Raw genomic sequence first — 20,011 nt, forward strand, 5'->3', positions numbered from 1 at the left:
ATGAATCTTTTTAGTGCGACTCCATCAGCATCAAGTCAACCAATGCACCGCAAAGCCATCGATTCACATCCACCAGCGCACCAAAATAAATCCTACCGCGCACAGTTTTCGACCATCTCCTCCAGTTCGCCTTCTGTCGGCGCTACCGCTTCGGCGTCCTGCAGCCGGGCCTGCATGCTTTGCCGCGTATCGGCCATCAGCGTGCCCAGACTGTCGCGGTCATAGCGGCTGGCATCGATCGCGGCACCGATCGCCAGCTGCATCGGCTGATCGAGGTTCAGGCGCCAGGTGCGCGCCGGCAGCACATGCTGAATACCGCGGATGGCCACCGGAACGATCACCGCGCCGGTGTCCAGCGCCAGGTGGAAACAGCCCTTCTTGAACGGCTGCAGACGACCGTCGGCCGAGCGCGTGCCCTCCGGCGCCGCCCACAGCACGATGCCGCTTTCCATCATCTGGCGGGCGCGCTCCAGGTCACGGCGCGCCTGCTGCGAGTCGTGCCTGGCCACCGAGGGGAATTCGGCGGCGCGCATGGCACGGCCGAGGAAGGGAATGCGGTACAGCTCGCTCTTGGCCAGCATGCGAATCGAACCGGGCATGGCGACGAAACTGGCCGGAATGTCGTAGTGACTGGAGTGGGTGCAGAGAATCAGGTAACGCCGTCCATCGTTGAAGTCCGGACAGCGGCCCTGCACCGTCATGCGCATGCGCACCAGGCGCAGCAGCGCCGCCGACCAGGCGCGGGTATAACCATCGACATGCTCGCGGCGCAGTCGCCCTGCGGCGGCACGACCGATCACCAGCAGGCAGAAGTACAGCGTCACGCCCACCGATGCCAGCGCCACGCCAGCGCGGCGGGCCAGGTTCGCGCTGCGCGCGATGGGTTGCAGACTCGGCATGAAATGGCTCCTTACTTATCGGCAGACCGATCCGGGTGCAGTGGATCGGCCAGGCGGTATGATGCCGGCAAACGCGTCTACGACACAGGAGGCACCATGTCACTCGCTCAACTGATCAGCGCGCCGCACCTTCAGCAACGTCTCGGCCAGGAGAACCTGCTGGTCCTCGACTGCCGCTTCGCCCTCGAGGACCCGGCCTACGGGCGCCGCAGCTACCTCGACGGGCACATCCCCCAGGCGCATTTCCTGGACCTGGAACAGGACCTGTCCGCCCCGGTGGTCAAGGGCGTGACCGGGCGCCACCCCCTGCCGGACCCGAGCGCACTGGTCGAGCGCCTGCGGGCCTGCGGCCTGCGCGCGGACAGCCAGGTGGTGCTGTACGACGACGGCCCCGGCGCGTTCGCTGCCCGCGCCTGGTGGCTGCTGCTGTGGCTGGGCAAGCGCGACGGTCTGTACCTGCTCGACGGTGGCCTGAAGGCCTGGCGCGAGGCCGGCCTGGAACTCACCACCCAGCCGCCGAGCAACGCCCCCGGCGATTTCTCTGCGCGGCCCGACGCCAGCCTGCTGCTGAGCGCCGAGCAGCTGGCGCTGCGCCTGGGCAATCCGGACCTGACCCTGCTCGACGCTCGCGCCCTGCCACGCTTTCGTGGCGAGGTGGAGCCGCTCGACCCGGTGGCCGGGCATATCCCCGGTGCGCAGTGCGCGGCCTTCACCGATAACCTCGGCGCCGATGGCCGCTTTTTGCCCGGCGCAGCCCTGCGCGAGCGCTTCGACCGACTGCGCGGCGATCGCCCGCTGGACAACCTGGTGGCCTATTGCGGCTCCGGGGTCACCGCCTGCCACAACCTGTTCGCCATGTGCCTGGCCGGTTACCCCCTGGCACCGCTGTATGCCGGCTCATGGAGCGAATGGATCACCGATCCGCAACGCCCCGTAGCCAGCGGCGACTGAGACGGTTTAACAACCGCTGGGAATATGGGAAATAACCGAAAGGTGAAAACAATTTAAAAACAGCTCTTTACAGCACAAAGATCGCACTAGACTTGAAATTGAGCGGCTAACCCCGCTCCCGGTGGGGCCTTTACGTAGAATCACTAAAACCAGCTGCCACGCGCCCGGCCCCACCGGCACCCTCCGCGAGGATGCCATGGGAATAGCCGCCTGCGATCTCAGCCAGCATGTGATCCGCCCTACCCTTCTCTACCTGCAACGCCACAGCGCCACGGCCGAAGCCCTGCTTCTGGGCGCTGCGGCCTGCCAGTCGGCACTTGGCAGCGCCCTGGACACTCCGCAAGGCCATGGCCTGTATCGCATCAGCGAACAGCGTCACCAGCGGCTCTGGGATCGCTACCTGGCCTTCGACCCGGACCTGGCCAGCCGCGTCCGCGGCCTCGCCAGCCAGCATGCCTTCCTCGAAGCACCGCACCTGGAGCTGACGGTCAACCTGCGCTACGCCACGGCCATCGCCTGGCTGCTGATCGAGGCCGAACAACTGCAACTGCCCGCCGCCGATGACCTGCTGGGCATGGGCCGGATCTGGCGCAGGGTGTTTCAGCCGCACGGGCGGCAGCGCGACTTTCTCGAGGCCTGGCAACGCTGCATCGCGCAGACAAGCCAGGCAGCCTGACCGATTCGTCAGAAAAATCTGCGAGAAGATCGCCACACAAATCCAGCCAATTGTTCGACAATACGCTCTATTTCGGGAACTTCAGCGCCTTGGCAGGGGTCAGGAAAAACTGTAGCGTGCGCCCCCTCGTCTCACCACAGGAGCATCCCGTGAGCAAACGTCTTCTCCGGACCGGCCTGGCCGTCGCCATCACCGCCACTTCCAGCCATGGCTTCGCCAGCGGCTTTGCCCTCAACGAACAGAGCATTTCCGGCATGGGCACCTCCTTCGCCGGTCGCTCGTCGTCCGCCGACGACGCCAGCACCCTGTTCGGCAATCCGGCCGGCATGTCGCGCCTCAAACGCGATGAGGTGTATGTCGGTGCAGCGGCGATCCATGCCAGCAGCGATATCGATCGAGTCGGCGCCAGCTCGCCGCTCGGCCCGATCAGCGGCAGCAACGATGGCGACATGGTGCCGACCACCGGCGTGCCGATGGGCTACTACGTCAAGCCGCTGGACGACAAGGTCGCCTTCGGCATCGGCGTGTACGTGCCCTTCGGCCTGATGACCGACTACGAGAGCAGCTTTCAGGGCCGCTACTACGCCGACAAGAGCTACGTGCGCGTGATCACCGTGCAGCCGACCCTGAGCTATCGCTTCAACGACAAGCTGTCGGTGGGTTTCGGCCCCACCTTCAACCATATCGAAGGGGAACTGACCTCCTCCCTGTTCACTCCGCTTGGCGATGGCAAGGTGAAGGTCAAGGGCGATGACGTGGCGGTCGGCTTCAACGCCGGGGTTCTCTACGAGTTCACCCCCGGCACCCGCGCCGGCATTACCTACCGCTCGCGCGTCAAGTACGAACTGGAGGGCGACACCCGTGTCGAGGCCTCGCCACTGGTCGGCATCGCCGGCAAGTACGACGCCAGGCTGGACCTGACCACGCCCGAGTCGGTGGACATGTCCATCACCCATGAGCTTAATGACGCCTGGACCCTGTACCTGGGCAGCACCTGGACGCGCTGGAGCCGCTTCCAGGAAATTCGCGTGGAGAACGAGGCCGCGACGCTGCCGGCCAACCTCGCCACCATAGTCGAGGAGCAGAACTGGCACGACACCTGGGCCCATGCCGTCGGCCTGTCGTACAAGCTCAACCCGCAGTGGACGCTGCGTACCGGCATCGCCATCGATCAGTCGCCGACCAACAACGTCGACCGCTCGCCGCGCGTGCCCTCCGGTGACCGCACCATCTTCAGCGTCGGTGCCGGCTGGAGCCCGAATCAGGACATGACCATCGACCTGGCCTACTCCTACCTGCAGGAAGAATCGGTGGACGTGGACCACGTCAGCGCCACCCGCGGCACCTACCGCGCACGCTACAAGAACAGCGCGCACGGCCTGGGGGCTTCGCTCAGCTATCGCTTCTAATCGAGGCGCGGCATTGGCTAAACTCACGCGGCAGAACAACAAGAAAAGCCGCGTGAGAACATCATGACTGCCCTCTGCACCACCCTGCCCGACCACCTGCGCCTGCTGCTGGTGGACGACCACCGCATCTTCCTCGACGGCCTGGCCCTGGCCCTTGCCCCACTCGCCCGTGGCCTGCAGGTCGACACCGCACAGAACGCCGCGGAAGCGGAGCAGCGCCTGCAGCAGCAGACCTATGACCTGATCCTGCTCGACCTGCGCCTGCCCGACGAACCGGGCCTGGAACTGCTGCAGCGCTGGCTGGCGCGCGGCGAAGGCACGCCAGTGGCCATTCTCAGCGCCAGCGATTCGGCCGTCGATGCGCAGGCGGCGCTGGCCGCCGGCGCGCTCGGTTTCATCCCCAAGAGTGCCGACGGCAAGGCCCTGCGCCAGGCCGTGACGCGTGTGCTGCTGGGCGAGACCCTGCCGGCGCCGAGCAGTACCTCGCCGCTGACGCCCCGGCAGCTGGAAATTCTCCAGCTGCTGGCCGAAGGCCTGCCGAACAAGGCCATCAGCCGGCAGCTGGGCCTGGCCGAGGACACAGTGAAAACCCACCTCAAGGCGCTGTTCGAAACCTTCGAAGTACACACCCGCACCGCCTGCGTCAGCGCCGCCCACCAGCGCGGCTGGCTGTAGCCCTAACTATCGGCGCCAGCAGCGGTGCGCACCTGCAATTGGGTCGCCAGCACCTGGCGCAAACGCGCCGGCAGCAGCGGCTTGCCCAGAGGGATGACGTGCGCCGGCAGGCAGCGCTCGTGTAGCTCCGGGCTGAGATCGGCGCTGATCAGCAATGCCGGCAACATCTGCCCGGCCGCCTCGCGCAGGCGCTCGATGGCCTGCAGGCCATCGCCCTGCTCGGCCAGCCGGTAATCGCTGATCAGCAAATGCGGCGCCTGTTCCTGCAGCGCCGTCAGCGCCTCGGCCAGATCGGCACAGGCCTGCACCTCGCAGCCCCAGCGCCGCAACAGGCCGCTCAAGGCCTCGCGGCCAGTGTCGTCGTCCTCCAGCAAGAGGATGCGCCCCTTGAGCGCCAGCCCCGAACTGCTGCGCGGCGCCTGTTCCGCCAGTTCGGCGAGCGGCAGACGCAGAATGAAGCGCGTTCCGGCGCCGGGCTGCGACTCGAGCTGCAGCGGATGCTCCAGCACCTCGGCCAGTTGCCGCACGATGGCCAGGCCCAGACCCAGACCGCGCTCGGTACTGCGCCCCGGATTGTCCAGCTGGCGAAACTCCTCGAACACCAGCGCCTGCTCGGCCTCGCTCAGGCCACGGCCATCGTCGGCCACTGCCAGCACGACATGCTGCCCCTCACGCCAAGCGCTCAGGCTCAGCTCTGCGGCCCCGGCGTGCAGCAGCGCGTTATGCAGCAGGTTGCGCAGCAGCCGCTCCAGCAGCAGCGGATCGCTGCGCACGGCACATGCCTCGCTGTTCAGCCGCAGTTGCACAGCCTGCTGCTGCGCTTCCGGGGCGATCTCGCCGAGCAGACGCTCAAGCAGCGGGCGCAGGGCGAAGGCGTGCGGCCTGGCCTGCACGCCGCCTGGCAGGGTCAGGCGGCTGTAGTCGAGCAGCGACTGCAGCAGGCGTCCCAGCTGTTCCACCGAGGCGGCCAGGCGCGCGCTGATGCTTCGCGTCTGTGCATCGCCGCCCTGCTCCACCAGATGCTGGGCGTACAGTCCCATGGCATTGAGCGGCTGGCGCAGGTCATGACTGGCCGCCGCCAGCAGACGCAACTTGCGCGCATCATCGGCCTCGGCGCGCTGGCGGGCCAGGTCGAGCAGGCGCAGGTTGAGCCAGGCGCCGCGCTGGCCGTGCTCCTGCATGTAGGCACCAACCGTGCCGATCATGTTGGCGCAGAGCAGGAACAGCGCCTGATAGGCAAACTCGCGTCCCGGCTCGTCGAGCACCACGCCCGTGCCGACGAACAGCAGGCAGAACCCCCAGCTGCACAGGCTGATCACCCGAAACGACAGCCCGAGCAGGGCATAGCCGAACAGCAGGACCAGAAACAGGCCGTCATAGGGCATCGCCACGCCTTGGCGCCAACTCAGATGCACGATCAGCGCGACACTGACGCCGGTCAGCAGGTAGGCCAGGGCGTAGACACCGACTACCGCACCTGGCGTGGCGTGCGCGCGCCGACAATGGAAGAAGGCCAGTACCACCGCGCCTAGGGCCAGCAGGCGCAGGGGCAACACCGACAGGCTGACCTGCAGGGGCATGGCGAGAAAATCCAGCAGCGCGTAGATCAGTTGAAACAGCACGGCGGTCAGCGCGATCAACGGTAGCCGCCTGCGAATGCGCTGAGCCCGATGGGCGGCGAAAGCCTGCTCCAGCTCGGCCACGAAGCGCAGACGGCGATGGCCGCGGCGCTGCTGCGCCAGCAGCAGGGGCTCCAGCGCTGGCGCACTCATCGGCGGCGCCTCTCAGGGCTTGGGCGCAGGTTCCGACTGTTGGGCGGCGATGGCGTCATAGGTCTCCACACGGTGTCGGTCCTCGCTGGCGAACAGGCGCTCGCGCAGCTGCCGCTGCAACCGCTCGCCATCCACCGCACTCAGGCCGCGTCCCTGCAGGCCGTCCAGCTCGCGGCGGTAGGCCTGGTAGCGCTGCTGCCAGTCGCGCTCGCGGCGCTGTTCGACGAGCAGGCGCTGTACGGTGTCCGGATCATAGGTCATGGCCAGGAACTCGCGCACCTGCTGCTCGTCCGCGCCATCACGCCAGAGCTGTTCGCTACGCTGCAACTGCTCCAGTGCCAGCTGCTGGCGCTGCTCGCTGGCGCGCATGGCCTCGGGCAACTGCGCGCGCAGCTGCTCAGCCATCTGGGCCCGCTGCGCCTCGCTGAGGTCCTCACGCTGCTGCAGGGCCAGGCTGTCGAGGGTGTAGCGCGCGTAGGCCTGCTCGGCACCGAACAGCGCCTCCTGCGCGGCCGCGGAAAAATGCGCGCGGCGCAGTGCATCCAGGCGTTCGAAGGCCGCCTGCAGCACCTGCAGCTGCGCCTGCGGATCCGCCTGCTGATGGGCATCCAGAGGCTGCTGCAGCAGCGCCATGCTGGCGCGCTTGTAATCCAAGTAATCGCCGAGCAGGCTGATCAGCTGCCCCAGCGCCGGCTCCGGCAGGCGACGTCCGGCATCGGCCAGCAGCGCCGCGATCACCGCATCGAGCCCGGAACGATCGACTGCGCTGAGGAAATAGTCGAAATAATCGCGAACCGCCAGTTCGAGCAGCAGATTGCCGGCAGCGTCGACCTGCAAGCGACCATCCACCTCGGTGCCAGCCAGGCTGGGCAAGGTGGCCGCCGCTGGCACTTGCGCAGATGGCGCGGCAGAAGTGGCCAACGCCACCTCTGGTGGAGCCTGCCGCGCGGGCGCGGCAGGCGTGACGAGCGGCGCCGACTCCGGCACAGCCGCCGGCCAGCGCACGTAAAGGGTCAGACCGCCGGCCACCAGCACGGCAGCCAGGGAAAGACTGAGGAATCTGGACATAGCACCTCGCTGCGGCGGGACACCCCGCCGCGTTCGTCGGGATCAGATGCCCTTGTTCTTCAGGCGGTTGGCGTGCTGGCGGTACAGCGACACCGGCTCGGTCCAGCCGCGGATGCCGAACAGGTGGTTGATCGCATCGACGTGGTTCATGTTGTAGCTGTCGTCGATCACCTGCCCCAGGTAGGTGGAGCACACGCCCACCAGGCCATCGTTCTTCTCGCTGCCGAACACCAGGCCGGTGAAGGCTAGGAAGGGATCGGCGGCGTCGAGCACGTTGGTATAGGCGGTATTGCCGGTCCAGGAGTAGTAGCGGATGTTGTGCCCGCGCACGTTGTGCACTTCGCTGGATTTGGCGCAGTAGCTGGAGTTGTTGATGCCCCAGGGATGGCGGCCGTTCAGCGCGTTGGTGCCCGGCGTGGTCAGGGTCGCCAGGGCGTCGATGCCGCTCTGCGGGTTGCTGGACCCGGAGAGCAGGTTGATCAGCGAGCCCAGCGCGTTGGCGATGGCATTGGCGCCGCCCTCGATCAGCCCACCGGCGGGAATCACGCCACGCACCACGTCGGCGACCTTCGAGCCCTTGTTGACGCCGTTGACCGAGGTCACCGAGGCGACCAGATCGGGGCGCAGCGAGGCCGCCACGCGCGAGGTTGGCGAGCCCTGACTGTGGCCGATCAGGTTGACCTTGCCGCCGCCGGCCGCGGCCCAGGGCACGATCTGCCGGGCCAGCTCGGCGCCGCGCTGCTCGCTGTCGTTGAAGGCGGCGACGCTGGCGACGTGAACCCGCGCGCCGTCGCGCTCGAGGTTCCAGGGAATGGTGTGGAAGTAGTTGACCAGGCCACCGATGGTATTGAAACCGGTGACGCCGTGAACCAGCACGATGGGGTACTTGGTCTGGGTGTAGTTGGCCTGGGCCTGGACGGCGCCAAGCAGGGCCAGGCTGGCCACAGCAGTGGTAAAGACGCGACGCATGGGTGCCTCCTTATTGTTTTTGTCGGGCACGCCGGGTTACTGCGTCCGGCGCCTGGCCAGTCTAGGCAGGCAGGCGGAGGCGGCCCATCGCCCAGATGGGTGAGGGGCCGTGAATCAGCTCTCAGGGTTGCGAGGCGATAGCCTTCTCCACCGCGGCGACCAGCTCGGGATCGTCCGGCTTGGTCAGGCTGGAAAAACTGGCCACCACCTTGCCCTGGCGGTCGACCACGTACTTGAAGAAGTTCCAGCGCGGCGCCCTGCTCTGCTCGGCCAGCCCCTTGAACAGTGGAATGGCATCGCCCCCGGAAACCGGCTGTGGCTCGGTCATGGTGAAGGTCACGCCATAGTTGACGTAGCAGACGGTAGCCGTTTCCTTGCTATCCGCGGACTCCTGGCGGAAGTCGTCGGACGGTACGCCCAGCACTTCCAGGCCCTGATCCTTGTAGCGCTGGTAAAGCGCTTCGAGCCCTTTGAACTGCGGGGTAAAGCCGCAGAAGCTGGCGGTATTGACCACCACCAGCGGCTTGCCGGCGAACTGGCAGAGTTCGACGCTCTCGCCCTTGGCACGCAGCTTGGGCAACTCGCCCTGCAGCAGTGCCGGACAGTCGGCGGCCAGCACCGGCAAAGCAAGACTGGAGAGCAGCAAGGAGCAGGCAAGACGATGGAACGACATGACGATGACCTCGAGCGAAACGCGATCCCGCCACGCTACTCGCAGCTCCGTCCTCAGGCAACTAGCAGATACCGACGCCCAGCTGCAGCAAGGCCAGCCCGCCCTGGCGCCAGCCCCACCAGGCCAGCGCCAGCAGCAGGCCAATGCCCACTGCCACGGCGCTGAACCTCAGCGCCTTGCGGCTCACGCCGGCACACCCTGCAGACGCGCCACCGGCACCTCGCGCACCGGCCAGTTGAGCGCGGCGGCCATCACACTCAGGCCGATGGAGATCTGCCAGACCAGGTCGTAACTGCCGGTGGTGTCGTACAGATAGCCGCCCAGCCAGCCACCGAGGAAGGAGCCGAGCTGGTGGAACAAAAAGACGATACCGCCGAGCATCGACAGGTTGCGTACACCGAACAGGGTGGCCACGGTGCCATTGGTCAGCGGCACGGTCGACAGCCACAGCAGGCCCATGGCGATGCCGAACAGGTAGGCGCTCCACTGGGTCAGCGGCGCCACCAGAAACAGCGTGATCACCACCCCGCGCAGCAGGTACAGGGCACTGAGCAGGCGCGGCTTGGCCATGCGCCCGCCGAGCCAGCCGGCGATGTAGGTACCGAAGATATTGAACAGGCCGACCAGCGCCAACACCGTGGTGCCGGTCAGCGCCGGCAGGTGGTGATCGACCAGATAGGCCGGCAGGTGCACGGCAACGAACACCACCTGGAAGCCGCAGACGAAGAAGCCCAGAGCCAGCAGCCAGAACCCCGAATGCCCGGCTGCCTCGCGCAGCGCCTCGCCCAGCGTCTGCTGCGGCCCGGTGCTTGCCGGTGGCGGTGTCTCGTTGATCATCGCGGCCAGTGGCAGGATCAGGGCGACCAGCAGGCCCAGCGCCAATAGCGCCGCCGACCAGCCCAGCCAGCCGATCAGGCCCAGCGTACCCGGGAGCATGGCGAACTGGCCGAAGGAGCCGGCAGCGGCGGCAATGCCCATGGCCATGCTGCGCTTCTCCACCGGCACGGCGCGGCCGACCACGCCAAGGATCACCGAGAACGAGGTGCCGGACAGGCCGATGCCGATCAGCAGGCCGGCGCTCAGCGACAACGACAGCGGCGAGTCGGCCATGCCCATGCACAGCAGCCCCAGCACGTAGAGCACGCCGCCGACGAGGATGGCCTTGCGCGCGCCGAAGCGGTCGGCCAGCGCCCCGGTGATCGGCTGCGCCAGGCCCCAGATCAGGTTCTGCAGGGCGATGGCGAAGGCGAACACCTCGCGCCCCCAGCCGAACTCCGCGCTCATCGGCGGCAGGAACAGGCCGAAACCATGGCGAGTGCCAAGCGACAGCGCGAGGATCAGCGAGGCGCCGAGCAGCAGCCAGGTGGTTGAACGCCATGCAGTTGTCATCGGTATCTCCAGCGGACGGTCGCCTGCGACCGTGTAGGCAGTGATGCGGCCATCAGGCCAGTTCTTCGAGCAGTTCCATCAGCTCGGCACGGCGATCTGCGCCTAACCGGGCATTGAGTTCACGCTGCACCTGTTCCCACAGCGGCAGCGCCTGTTCGATGCGTTGCAGGCCGGCTTCTGTGAGCCGTACCTCGCGAGCACGCAAATCGCGCCCTTCTCCCAGTTGCAGCAGCTCCTGCTCCTCCAGCACCCGCAGATTGCGCCCAAGCGTGCTGCGATCGAGCCCCATGGCCTCGGCCAGCACTGAAATGCTCGGCTGTCCGAGCCGCTGTACGTGGCGCAACAGGGAAAACTGGGCGGCACCGAGCCCGACGGCAGCCAGGGCGTCGTCGTATAGGCGGGTTACGCCACGGCTGGCGCGACGCAGTTGGGTGCAGAGACAGGAAGTCGGCAACATGGATACAGGTATATACCCGCATCAGCGATTGGCACTCATACAGTTACCTAGCGCGTCGCCATAACAGTTGTTTCAGAGGCTCAATGCCAGAGCCAGCAGTGCAGCACACTCGGCAAGCTCGACCAGCGCACCGGCGGTATCGCCCGTGGTACCGCCCAGGCGCTGCAACAGGGCGCGGCGTAGCCAGACGAAAAGTGCCAGGGCCGTGGCCAGGGCAATCAATGCCCCCCAGCCCAGCAGCAACATGGCCGCCACATGCCCACCCAGCACCCAGGGCAACTGCCTGCCCGGCAGATGATCGACCAGCGCCTGGCCCAGACCACCGGCGCGCACATAGGGCGTGGTTGCCAGCAGCAGCGGCAGCAGGCTGCGCCCCAGCCAGGGCAGCAGCAGCAGATAGATGGCCTGCCCGGCCTGCAACAGGGTCAGCAGCGCGGCGAACTTGAGCAACAGCAGTAGCACCAGCACCACCACGGCAATCGGCCCGCTGCGCGGGTCTTTCATGATCGTCAGGGTGCGCTCGCGGTCGCCGAAGCCGCCAACCCAGGCGTCGGCCGTATCGGCCAGGCCGTCCAGGTGCAGGCCGCCGCTCAAGCCCACCCACAACGCCAGAATGATCGCCGCCTGCAGCACGTCCGGCGTCTGCCCCAGCAGCAGATGGGCGAGCCACAGCAGCAGGCCGAGCAGCAGCCCCACCGCCGGATACCAGAGCAGCGAGCGGCCGATCTGCTCGGGCGTCGGCATGCCCGGCAGGTTGACCGGCAGGCGGGTGAGAAATTGCAGGGCGATCCGTGGCGCGATCATGCCAGCTCCGTCAGTTGCCCGTCGGCATCCAGGCGCAGGCGAACGCGCTGGGCATAGCCGACGTTGACCTGCAGCAGATCCTGGCGCGGCAGACCGCGAGCGCGCGCCAGCAGCAGGCGCATCACCCCGCCGTGGGTGATCAACAGCAGGCGCTGGCCGGCATGGGTTTGCACTAGGCTCTGCAGCGCGGCCAACACCCGGGCCTCGAACTGCAGCAGCGGCTCGCCGTTAGGTGGCGTGAAGGTGTAGGGGTCAGCCCAGAACTGGCCCAGCGCCTCGGCATGAGTTTCCATCAACTGCGCGGCGCTATGCCCTTCCCAGTCGCCGAAATGCAGCTCCTGCAGACCCGGCTCGTAGTGCAGCGGCAATCCATGAGCCGCCGCCACTTCCTCGGCGAAACGTGCGCAGCGTTGCAGCGGCGAGCTGATCAGCCGATCCCAGGGCCCCGCTCCCTGCACGGCGGCGCGCAGCTGCGCCCAGCCATGCGCGGTCAGCGCATCGTCCAGGCTGCCGCGCAAGCCGCCACCCTGCTCGGTTTCGCCATGACGCAGCAATTCCAGCTCAAGCATCACTGAGGCCTCTGCGCCACGGCCGCCTCGGCAAAGGTAGCCATCTGCCCGTGCAGCGCACAGGCCAGGCGCAACACCGGTACCGACAGCGCCGCCCCGCTGCCCTCGCCCAGGCGCAAGCCGAGCTCGAGCAAGGGTTCGGCGCCCAGCGCCTGCAGCACGCGCACATGGCCCGGCTCGGCACCATGATGGGCGAACAGCAGCCAGTCGCGGCAGCCGGGGTTCAGGTGCACCGCCAGCAAGGCCGCGACGCTGCAGATGAAACCATCGACCAGCACGGCGATGCCCTGCTGCGCCGCGGCCAGGTAAGCGCCGACGAGCGCGGCGATCTCGAAGCCACCGAGATGGATCAGCGCCTGCAACGGCCCATCGATACGCGTCCGGTGCAGGGTCAGTGCCGCATCGATGACCCGCGCCTTGTGCGCCACGCCCGCACTGTCCAGGCCCGTGCCGGGGCCGGCCAGCTCGCTCGCCGGGCAATTCAGCAACCAGCAGGCCAAGGCCGCCGCTGCCGTGGTGTTGCCGATGCCCATCTCGCCACCGACGAACAGGTCGCAACCCGTCGCGCGCGCGCGCAGCAGACTGTCGCGCCCGGCGTCCAGGCAGATCTGCATCTGTGCCCCCGACATGGCTGGCTCGCGGGCGAGATTCCGCGTACCGGCGCCAGCCTGCACATGACGCACGCCCGGCAACGGCGGCAGCGGCTCGGCGGTGCCGAGGTCGATCACCTCGAGCGCTGCATCCAGCTCGCGCGCCAGTACGCTGATGGCTGCGCCACCGGCGACGAAGTTGGCCAGCATCTGCCCGGTCACCGCCTGCGGGTAGGCGGAAACGCCCTCGGCCACCACTCCGTGATCGCCAGCGAAAATGGCGATCCACAAGGACTCCAGACTCGGTTTTTCGCGCCCCTGCAGCGCCGCCAGATGAATGGCCAGTTTCTCCAGACGTCCCAGCGAGCCAGCGGGCTTGGTCAATTGCCGCTGACGGTTTTCAGCCTTGACTCGAGCGACGTGATCGAGCGGCTGGCACGGCCCCTGCCACCATTGCAGACTCATAACGCATCCCCCTTGAGCACCATGGGCAGGCCGGCGACTGTGAACAGCACACGCTGGCTGCGTTCGGCCAGGGCCTGGTGCAGCCAGCCGGCCTCATCGACATAACGCCGGGTCAGTTCGCCCAGTGGCACCACGCCCAGGCCGGTCTCGTTGCTGACCAGCAGAATGCGCCCGGGCAATTGCTCGACACAAGCGAGCAGCGCCTCGCGCTCGGCAGCCAGACGCTGCGCGTCCTCCAGCATCAGCAGGTTGGTCAGCCACAGGGTCAGGCAGTCCACCAGCAGGCAGCGCCCGGGAGCGGCCTGCTCCTGCAGCACACGGGCCAGCGCCAGCGGCTCCTCCACCAGCGCCCAGTGCGCCGGGCGGCGGGCGCGATGCTGGGCAACGCGCTGGCTCATCTCGCCGTCGAGCGGCTGGCTGGTGGCGATGTAAACCACCTCCAGCCCGGACTCGCCGGCCAGCCTCTCGGCCAGGCGGCTCTTGCCGGAACGGGCACCGCCGAGGATCAGTTCAAGCATGATTCAATCCACATTCATTTCTACCGGTAGGAGCGAGCTTTGTTGGCGAAGCAACTTCGCGAGCAGAGCTCGCTCCTACAGGCCGCAAAGCACTTTGAGTTTTTCGCTATCCAGGTGCAGTTCCACCTGGTCGGCCAGGCGCTCGATATCGCGCTCGCGCAGGGCCTGGTAATCCACCGTCTGTACTTCATGCAGCCCGGCCCAGCGCAGTAACGCGGCGAACGCCGAGGGCTGCTCGAACAGGCCATGCAGGTAGGTGCCGAGCACCTGACCGTCGCCGCTGAGGCCGCCGTCGCTGCGGCCGTCGTCAAGCTGCACGGCGCCATTGAGGCCCGGCCCGCGACTGACGCCGGCGTGAATCTCGTAACCACTGACCTGCGCCTGCTCCAGGCACAGCTGGCCACGCACGTTGCGCAGCTGTTTCTCCGGCTCCAGCACCGTCTCGAAATCCAGCAGGCCGAGGCCCTCGCTGCTGCCGGCAGCGCCTTCCAGGCCATGCGGGTCATGAATCTGCCGACCGAGCATCTGCAGGCCGCCGCAGATGCCCAGCAGTTTGCCGCCGTAGCGCAGGTGGCGGGCGATAGCCGTGTCCCAACCCTGCTCGCGCAAGCGGGCAAGGTCGGCGCGCACGCTCTTGGAGCCTGGCAGAATGATCAGGTCGGCAGGCGGGATGGCCTGGCCCGGTCCGACGAAGGTCAGCTGCACCTGCGGATGCAGGCGCAGCGGGTCGAAATCGGTATGGTTGCTGATGCGCGGCAGCACCGGCACCACCACGCGCAGCGCCTGCGCGCTCTTGGCCTGCTGACGGGTATCGACGGCGTCCTCGGCTTCCAGGTGAAAATCCGTCAGGTACGGCAGCACGCCGAGCACCGGCTTGCCGGTGCGCTGCTCCAGCCAGTCCAGCCCCGGCTTGAGCAGGGCGATATCGCCGCGAAAACGGTTGATCACGAAGCCCCTGATCCGCGCCTGTTCGCTGGGGCTGAGCAACTCCAGGGTGCCGACCAGATGGGCGAACACGCCACCCTTGTCGATGTCGGCGATCAGGATCACCGGACAGTCCACCGCCTCGGCGAAGCCCATGTTGGCGATGTCGCCGGCGCGCAAGTTGATCTCGGCCGGCGAACCGGCGCCTTCGACCAGCACCAGTTGGTGGCGCTCGACCAGGCGGGCGTGGGACTCCAGCACTGCGGCCATCGCCACCGGCTTGTAGCCGTGGTAGGTCAGCGCCTGCATGTTGCCGATGGCGCGGCCGTGGATGATCACCTGGGCGCCCATGTCGCTGTTGGGCTTGAGCAGCACCGGGTTCATGTCGGTGTGCGGCGCCAGGCCGGCGGCCTGCGCCTGTACCGCCTGGGCCCGACCGATCTCGCCGCCATCGGCGGTCACCGCCGAGTTGAGCGCCATGTTCTGCGGTTTGAATGGCGCCACGGACACGCCCTGGCGCCGCGCCCAGCGACACAACGCCGTCACCAGGGTGCTCTTGCCGGCATCGGAAGTGGTGCCCTGCACCATCAGGGTTGGCATCAGGAGGTTTCCTCGAGGCTGGCGAGGATCGGCGCGCAGTCCCGCAAGCCCTGCTCCAGGCGCAGCCAGCCGGCCTCGTCTGCCGGCAGGCCGAAGCGCAGGCTGTCCAGCTCGGCGAACAGGCGCACCAGGATGCCGCGCCGTGCCAGCAGCTCCATGCAGGGCACCGCACGGCGCGTACAGCAGAACTGGAACAGCGCCGAACCGCCGGTAGGCGGCAGGCCGCAGTCGCGCAGCAGCGCTGCCAGACGCGCGCCATCGGCCAGCAAACGTTCGCGCTGGCGGCGATGGCCGTCGCTGTCAGCAAGCAGATGGCGGGCGAGGCTGCGCGCCGGACCGCTGACCGCCCAGGGACCGAGCAGCGCGTCCAGCTCATCCAGCAAGGCCTGCGCCGCCAGCACGAAGCCCAGACGCAGGCCGGCCAGACCGAAGAACTTGCCGAACGAACGCAGCACGATCAGCCCCGGCATGTCGCTGTAGGCCGCCAGGCTGTGCTGCGGCGTGCAGTCGATGAAGGCTTCGTCGACCACCAGCCAGCCGCCGCGTTCGGCCAGCTCGTCGTGCCAGTCGAGCAGGCGCGCCGGCTCGATCAGGCGCCCGGTCGGGTTGTTGGGATTGACCACCAGCAGCACGTCGAGCTGCGGCAGCGCGCGATGCACCGAACCCTCGCTGAGCTTGGTGATGCGATGGCCTTCGCGGCGCCAGGCCGCGGCGTGCTCGGCGTAGGTCGGCGCGAGGATGCCCACGTTGCTGTGCGTGCGCAGGCGTGGCAGGGCCTGGATCGCCGCCTGCGAACCGGCCACCGGCAGCAGGCTGGCGGCGCCGTAGTAATCGCGCGCGGCCGCCTCCAGGCCATCGTTGATCTCGGGCAAGCGCGCCCAGGCCTGAACGGGAACCGGCGGCAGATCCCAGCCATAGGGGGCGATACCGGTGGATAGGTCCAGCCAGTCCTCCAGGGGGATGCCATAGCGCTGCGCCGCCGCGCGCAGTCGACCTCCGTGTTCAAGCACCCAGCACCTCCCAGATCATCAGGCACAGCAACCACAGGCCAACGCCGGCAACGACCCGGTTCATCGCCCGTTCGATATCCCGCGCGCGCGGCGCCGGGCCCTCGCCCAGCTGCGGGCGCTCATGCAACTCGCCGTGGTATTCGGCGGCACCACCGAGACTCACCCCCAGGCTGCCGGCACCAGCAGCCATCACCGGGCCAGCATTGGGACTGTCCCACAACGGCGCCTGCCGGCGCCAGCAGCGCAGCGCCAGAAGGGTATTCCCGAGCAGCGCATAGGTCAGCACCACCAGGCGCGCCGGGATGTAATTGAGTAGGTCATCGATCTTCGCCGCCGCCCAGCCGAAGCGCTCGAAGCGCTCGTTGCGATAGCCCCACATGGCGTCCAGGGTATTGCTCAGGCGGTACAGCACCACGCCGGGCGCACCGGCGACGATGAACCAGAACAAGGCGGCGAATACCGCATCGGAGCCGTTCTCCAGCACCGACTCGGTACCGGCGCGGGCCACACCGGTGGCGTCCAGCTCGGCGGTGTTGCGGCTGACCATCCAGCCGACCCGCTCGCGTGCCAGCGCAAGGTCGCCCAGGCGCAGCGCGCGGGCCACCGGCTGCGCGTGCTCGTAAAGACTACGCAGGCCAAGGGCGAAATACAGGGCGAAGATCTCCACCGCCCAGCCCAACCCGCTGATCTGCGCCAGCAGCCAGGTCAGCAGGGTCAGCGGCAGCACGGCCAGACACCAGGCGGTGACGCCATGACTGCGCCAACCACCGCCGGCCGGGTTGAAACGCTGCTCCAGGCGCTCGGCCAGGCGCCCGAAGGCCACCAGCGGATGCGCGCGGCGTGGCTCGCCCAGCACGGCGTCCAGCGCCACACCGGCGCAGGTGATCAGCGCCAGGCTCATCGTTCAGTCACCCTGCACTCCCCATCGATTCTCGAACAGCAGCTCGCTCAGCGGTCGAGGCGTGGCCCAGCCCTCTTGCACCAGCATGGGTTTTTCATAGAAGGCATCCACCGGCCCCAGGCAGAGCAGCGCCACCGGCTTGCTGCCGGCCGGCATGCCCAGCAGCTCGGCCAGCGCTGCGGGATCGAACAGCGACACCCAGCCCAGCCCAAGACCTTCGGCGCGCGCGGCCAGCCACAGATTCTGAATCGCGCAGGCCACCGAGGCCATATCCATTTCCGGCAGCGTGCGTCGCCCGAAGACATGTGCCTCGCGTCCGTCCATCAGCGCCACCGCCAGCAGCTCGGCGCAATCGCGGATGCCCTCGACCTTCAGCCGCATGAATTCGTCGCTGCGCTCGCCCAGGGCCTCTGCGGTGCGTACCCGCTCGGCCTCCACCAGCGCATGGGCCGCCTCGCGCAGTTGCGGATCGCGGATGCGCACGAAACGCCAGGGCTGCATCAGGCCAACGCTGGGCGCGTGGTGAGCGGCTTCGAGCAGGCGCGCCAGCACCTCGGCCGGCACCTCGCCACCGCTGAAATGGCGCATGTCACGACGCTCGGCGATGGCGCGGTACACCGCCGCGCGCTCCTCGGGGCTGAAGGCGCGCTCGCTCATGGGCGCAGCAGCGCGGCGGCTGCCTCCGGGTTGGACGGCAGGTAGAAGTGGATATAGCTGGCGGTCAGTCGCCCCAGGCGATACACCGCCTCGGCCACCGGCTTGCCGTTCGGGCAGCGCCCGCGCACCAGCGGCTCGAGCGGGCTGTCCAGGCGCGAGTGATGGTAGCTATGGCCACGCAGCTCGCCCTCCGGCAGCGTCACCTCCTGCAGGGCCAGCGCGGTCAGGCGCGGCTGCAATGCGGCGCTGCCCGCCAGCAGACCGAGCATCCGGCCGCTGGCGCCCTGCTTGTCGCGCAGTTCGTCGAGCAGATAGAGCATGCCGCCACATTCGGCGAGCAACGGCTTGCCGGCCTGATGATGGGCACGGATGGCCGCGGCCATGGCCTGATTGCCTGCAAGCTCGGCCAGATGCAGTTCGGGATAACCGCCAGGCAGATAAAGGCTATCCACCTCGGGCAGCGCGCTGTCGGCCAGCGGCGAAAAATAGCGCAGCTCGGCCCCCAGCCTCTGCAGCAAATCGAGATTGGCCTGATAGAGGAAGGCAAACGCCGCATCGCGCGCCACGCCGATGCGCACATCCTGCAACAAGGGCGCAGGTTCATTGATAGGCGGCGCGGCGAAACTCACCGCCGGCGGCAGGTCGACATCGGCACTGGCCGCCAGCGCATCGGCGGCAGCGTCCAGGCGCGCATCCAGATCCGCCAGCTCGGCGGCCTGCACCAGACCCAGATGGCGACTGGGCAACTCCACCGCGGCGCTGCGCGGCAAGGCGCCGAACCAGCGAATGCTCGGCGGCAGCGCATCGCGCAAGATCTCGCCATGACGGCTGCTGGCAACGCGATTGCCGAGCACGCCGGCAAAGGGCAGATCGGGCTGGAAGGTGGCCAGGCCATGGGCCAGGGCGCCGAAGGTCTGCGCCATGGCCGCGCCGTCGATCACGCCCAGCACCGGCACGCCGAAATGACGCGCCAGGTCGGCCGCCGAGGGTTTGCCGTCGAACAGGCCCATCACCCCTTCGATGAGGATCAGATCCGCCTCGCCGGCGGCCTGCCACAGCAGGCGACGGCTCTCTGCCTCACCGACCATGGCCAGGTCGAGCTGGTACACCGGCGCGCCGCTGGCGCGGGCGTGGATCATCGGGTCGAGAAAATCAGGCCCGCACTTGAACACCCGCACGAGTCGTCCCTGGCGCGTATGCAAACGCGCCAGCGCAGCGGTGACGGTGGTCTTGCCCTGGCCGGAAGCCGGGGCGGCGATCAGCAACGCCGGACAGTGACGTGTCGTCATCAGAATTCGATGCCCTTCTGCGCCTTCACGCCAGACTTGAACGCATGCTTGACCAGGTTCATCTCGGTGACCGTATCGGCCGCCTCGATCATCCCAGGCAGGGCACCGCGGCCGGTCACCACCACGTGCTGCAGCAGCGGCCGGGCCTCGATGTCGGCCAGCACCGCATCCAGTTCGAGGTAACCGTGCTTGAGGGCGATGTTCAGCTCGTCCAGCACCACCAGGCCGACGGACTCGTCGCCGAGCAGACGCCGGGCCACGGCCCAGGCCTCCTGCGCCTTGGCGATGTCGCGCTGGCGATCCTGGGTCTCCCAGGTGAAGCCCTCGCCCATCACGTGGTAGCTGACTTCCTCGGGAAAACGGCGGAAGAAGGTTTCCTCGCCGGTGCTGGCGGCGCCCTTGATGAATTGCACCACGCCAACCCTGATGCCATGACCGAGGGCGCGCGCGACCATGCCGAAGGCACTGCTGCTCTTGCCCTTGCCGTTGCCGCTGTGCACCAGCAGCAGGCCGTATTCGTCCTGGGCCTGGGCGATCTTCTCGTCGATCAGGGCTTTCTTGCGCTGCATGCGCGCCTTGTGGCGGGCGTCGCGTTCGGCGGATTCGCTCATGCTTTGCTCCTGCAAGTCAGGTGCCCGCGTTGCCTGCTTCTGGAACAGTGCGAACGACAATGAAGAATCGCGATGATCCGCGCGACCTCATCCAGGCGCCAATGGCTGGTCAGGCGAGCGGAAGGCAGGCAACAC

At 67.8% G+C, this 20,011-nt stretch carries 22 protein-coding genes; 4 read left to right on the forward strand and 18 right to left on the reverse strand.

Going from position 1 to position 20,011, the window contains the following annotated elements:
* Window positions 1-92: 92 nt before the first annotated feature.
* Window positions 93-899 (reverse strand): lysophospholipid acyltransferase family protein, encoded by an 807-nt coding sequence (locus BLS61_RS00175; protein WP_090425710.1) that lies wholly within the window; start codon window positions 897-899, stop codon window positions 93-95.
* Window positions 900-995: 96 nt separating this feature from the next.
* Here BLS61_RS00175 and BLS61_RS00180 point away from each other — a divergent pair, with 96 nt between their 5' ends.
* The 4 genes from BLS61_RS00180 to BLS61_RS00195 all read left to right on the forward strand — a co-directional run bounded on the left by BLS61_RS00180 (window position 996) and on the right by BLS61_RS00195 (window position 4,610).
* A complete protein-coding gene (locus BLS61_RS00180) occupies window positions 996-1,850 on the forward strand; it encodes a sulfurtransferase (RefSeq protein ID WP_090425713.1) in 855 nt (284 codons plus the stop codon).
* A gap of 196 nt (window positions 1,851-2,046) precedes the next feature.
* Entirely contained in the window at window positions 2,047-2,526 is a 480-nt protein-coding gene (locus BLS61_RS00185) for a hypothetical protein (protein ID WP_090425717.1), read from the forward strand.
* Window positions 2,527-2,675: 149 nt separating this feature from the next.
* A complete protein-coding gene (locus BLS61_RS00190; protein WP_090425720.1) occupies window positions 2,676-3,935 on the forward strand; it encodes an OmpP1/FadL family transporter in 1,260 nt (419 codons plus the stop codon).
* Window positions 3,936-3,998: 63 nt separating this feature from the next.
* A complete protein-coding gene (locus BLS61_RS00195; protein ID WP_090425723.1) occupies window positions 3,999-4,610 on the forward strand; it encodes a response regulator transcription factor in 612 nt (203 codons plus the stop codon).
* A gap of 2 nt (window positions 4,611-4,612) precedes the next feature.
* Here BLS61_RS00195 and BLS61_RS00200 read toward each other — a convergent pair whose 3' ends face one another.
* The 17 genes from BLS61_RS00200 to cobO all read right to left on the reverse strand — a co-directional run bounded on the left by BLS61_RS00200 (window position 4,613) and on the right by cobO (window position 19,876).
* Complete coding sequence (locus BLS61_RS00200; protein ID WP_090425725.1) at window positions 4,613-6,382, reverse strand: hybrid sensor histidine kinase/response regulator; 1,770 nt, start codon at window positions 6,380-6,382, stop codon at window positions 4,613-4,615.
* A gap of 12 nt (window positions 6,383-6,394) precedes the next feature.
* Window positions 6,395-7,450, reverse strand: a complete 1,056-nt coding sequence (locus BLS61_RS00205; RefSeq protein WP_090425727.1) for a lipase secretion chaperone — start codon at window positions 7,448-7,450, stop codon at window positions 6,395-6,397.
* A gap of 42 nt (window positions 7,451-7,492) precedes the next feature.
* Window positions 7,493-8,419, reverse strand: coding sequence for an esterase/lipase family protein (locus BLS61_RS00210; RefSeq protein ID WP_090425730.1), 927 nt, complete (start codon window positions 8,417-8,419; stop codon window positions 7,493-7,495).
* Window positions 8,420-8,540: 121 nt separating this feature from the next.
* The gene (locus tag BLS61_RS00215) at window positions 8,541-9,092 is read right to left on the reverse strand and encodes a glutathione peroxidase (RefSeq protein WP_090425732.1); all 552 of its coding nucleotides are present in this window, start codon (window positions 9,090-9,092) and stop codon (window positions 8,541-8,543) included.
* 61 nt (window positions 9,093-9,153) lie between these two features.
* The gene (locus tag BLS61_RS23960; protein ID WP_279615156.1) at window positions 9,154-9,279 is read right to left on the reverse strand and encodes a hypothetical protein; all 126 of its coding nucleotides are present in this window, start codon (window positions 9,277-9,279) and stop codon (window positions 9,154-9,156) included.
* Entirely contained in the window at window positions 9,276-10,481 is a 1,206-nt protein-coding gene (locus BLS61_RS00220; protein ID WP_090425738.1) for an MFS transporter, read from the reverse strand. Before BLS61_RS00220 ends, BLS61_RS23960 begins: the two co-directional genes overlap by 4 nt.
* Window positions 10,482-10,533: 52 nt before the next feature.
* On the reverse strand, window positions 10,534-10,938 hold the full coding sequence (locus BLS61_RS00225; protein ID WP_090425741.1) for a MarR family winged helix-turn-helix transcriptional regulator: 405 nt from the start codon (window positions 10,936-10,938) through the stop codon (window positions 10,534-10,536).
* Window positions 10,939-11,010: 72 nt separating this feature from the next.
* Entirely contained in the window at window positions 11,011-11,742 is a 732-nt protein-coding gene (locus BLS61_RS00230) for an adenosylcobinamide-GDP ribazoletransferase (RefSeq protein WP_090425745.1), read from the reverse strand.
* Window positions 11,739-12,314: an alpha-ribazole phosphatase family protein gene (cobC, locus tag BLS61_RS00235; protein WP_208598761.1), complete on the reverse strand. Its 576-nt coding sequence runs from the start codon at window positions 12,312-12,314 to the stop codon at window positions 11,739-11,741. Before cobC ends, BLS61_RS00230 begins: the two co-directional genes overlap by 4 nt.
* Window positions 12,311-13,366 carry a nicotinate-nucleotide--dimethylbenzimidazole phosphoribosyltransferase gene (gene cobT, locus BLS61_RS00240; RefSeq protein ID WP_090425750.1) on the reverse strand — a complete coding sequence of 352 codons (1,056 nt, stop codon included), beginning with the start codon at window positions 13,364-13,366 and terminating at the stop codon, window positions 12,311-12,313. Before cobT ends, cobC begins: the two co-directional genes overlap by 4 nt.
* The gene (cobU, locus tag BLS61_RS00245; RefSeq protein WP_090425753.1) at window positions 13,363-13,884 is read right to left on the reverse strand and encodes a bifunctional adenosylcobinamide kinase/adenosylcobinamide-phosphate guanylyltransferase; all 522 of its coding nucleotides are present in this window, start codon (window positions 13,882-13,884) and stop codon (window positions 13,363-13,365) included. The genes cobT and cobU overlap by 4 nt, the downstream gene beginning before the upstream one ends.
* 75 nt (window positions 13,885-13,959) lie before the next feature.
* A complete protein-coding gene (locus tag BLS61_RS00250; RefSeq protein WP_090425756.1) occupies window positions 13,960-15,408 on the reverse strand; it encodes a cobyric acid synthase in 1,449 nt (482 codons plus the stop codon).
* Window positions 15,408-16,418 (reverse strand): threonine-phosphate decarboxylase CobD, encoded by a 1,011-nt coding sequence (gene cobD / locus BLS61_RS00255; protein WP_090425759.1) that lies wholly within the window; start codon window positions 16,416-16,418, stop codon window positions 15,408-15,410. The genes BLS61_RS00250 and cobD overlap by 1 nt, the downstream gene beginning before the upstream one ends.
* Window positions 16,411-17,319, reverse strand: coding sequence for an adenosylcobinamide-phosphate synthase CbiB (gene cbiB / locus BLS61_RS00260; protein WP_090425763.1), 909 nt, complete (start codon window positions 17,317-17,319; stop codon window positions 16,411-16,413). Before cbiB ends, cobD begins: the two co-directional genes overlap by 8 nt.
* A gap of 3 nt (window positions 17,320-17,322) precedes the next feature.
* Window positions 17,323-17,976: a 5,6-dimethylbenzimidazole synthase gene (gene bluB / locus BLS61_RS00265; RefSeq protein WP_090425766.1), complete on the reverse strand. Its 654-nt coding sequence runs from the start codon at window positions 17,974-17,976 to the stop codon at window positions 17,323-17,325.
* Complete coding sequence (locus BLS61_RS00270) at window positions 17,973-19,265, reverse strand: cobyrinic acid a,c-diamide synthase CobB (RefSeq protein WP_090425769.1); 1,293 nt, start codon at window positions 19,263-19,265, stop codon at window positions 17,973-17,975. Before BLS61_RS00270 ends, bluB begins: the two co-directional genes overlap by 4 nt.
* Complete coding sequence (gene cobO / locus BLS61_RS00275; RefSeq protein ID WP_090425771.1) at window positions 19,265-19,876, reverse strand: cob(I)yrinic acid a,c-diamide adenosyltransferase; 612 nt, start codon at window positions 19,874-19,876, stop codon at window positions 19,265-19,267. The genes BLS61_RS00270 and cobO overlap by 1 nt, the downstream gene beginning before the upstream one ends.
* Window positions 19,877-20,011 lie beyond the last annotated feature (135 nt).

This window comes from Ectopseudomonas guguanensis, from assembly GCF_900104265.1.
GTDB classification, from domain to species: Bacteria; Pseudomonadota; Gammaproteobacteria; order Pseudomonadales; family Pseudomonadaceae; genus Aquipseudomonas; species Aquipseudomonas guguanensis.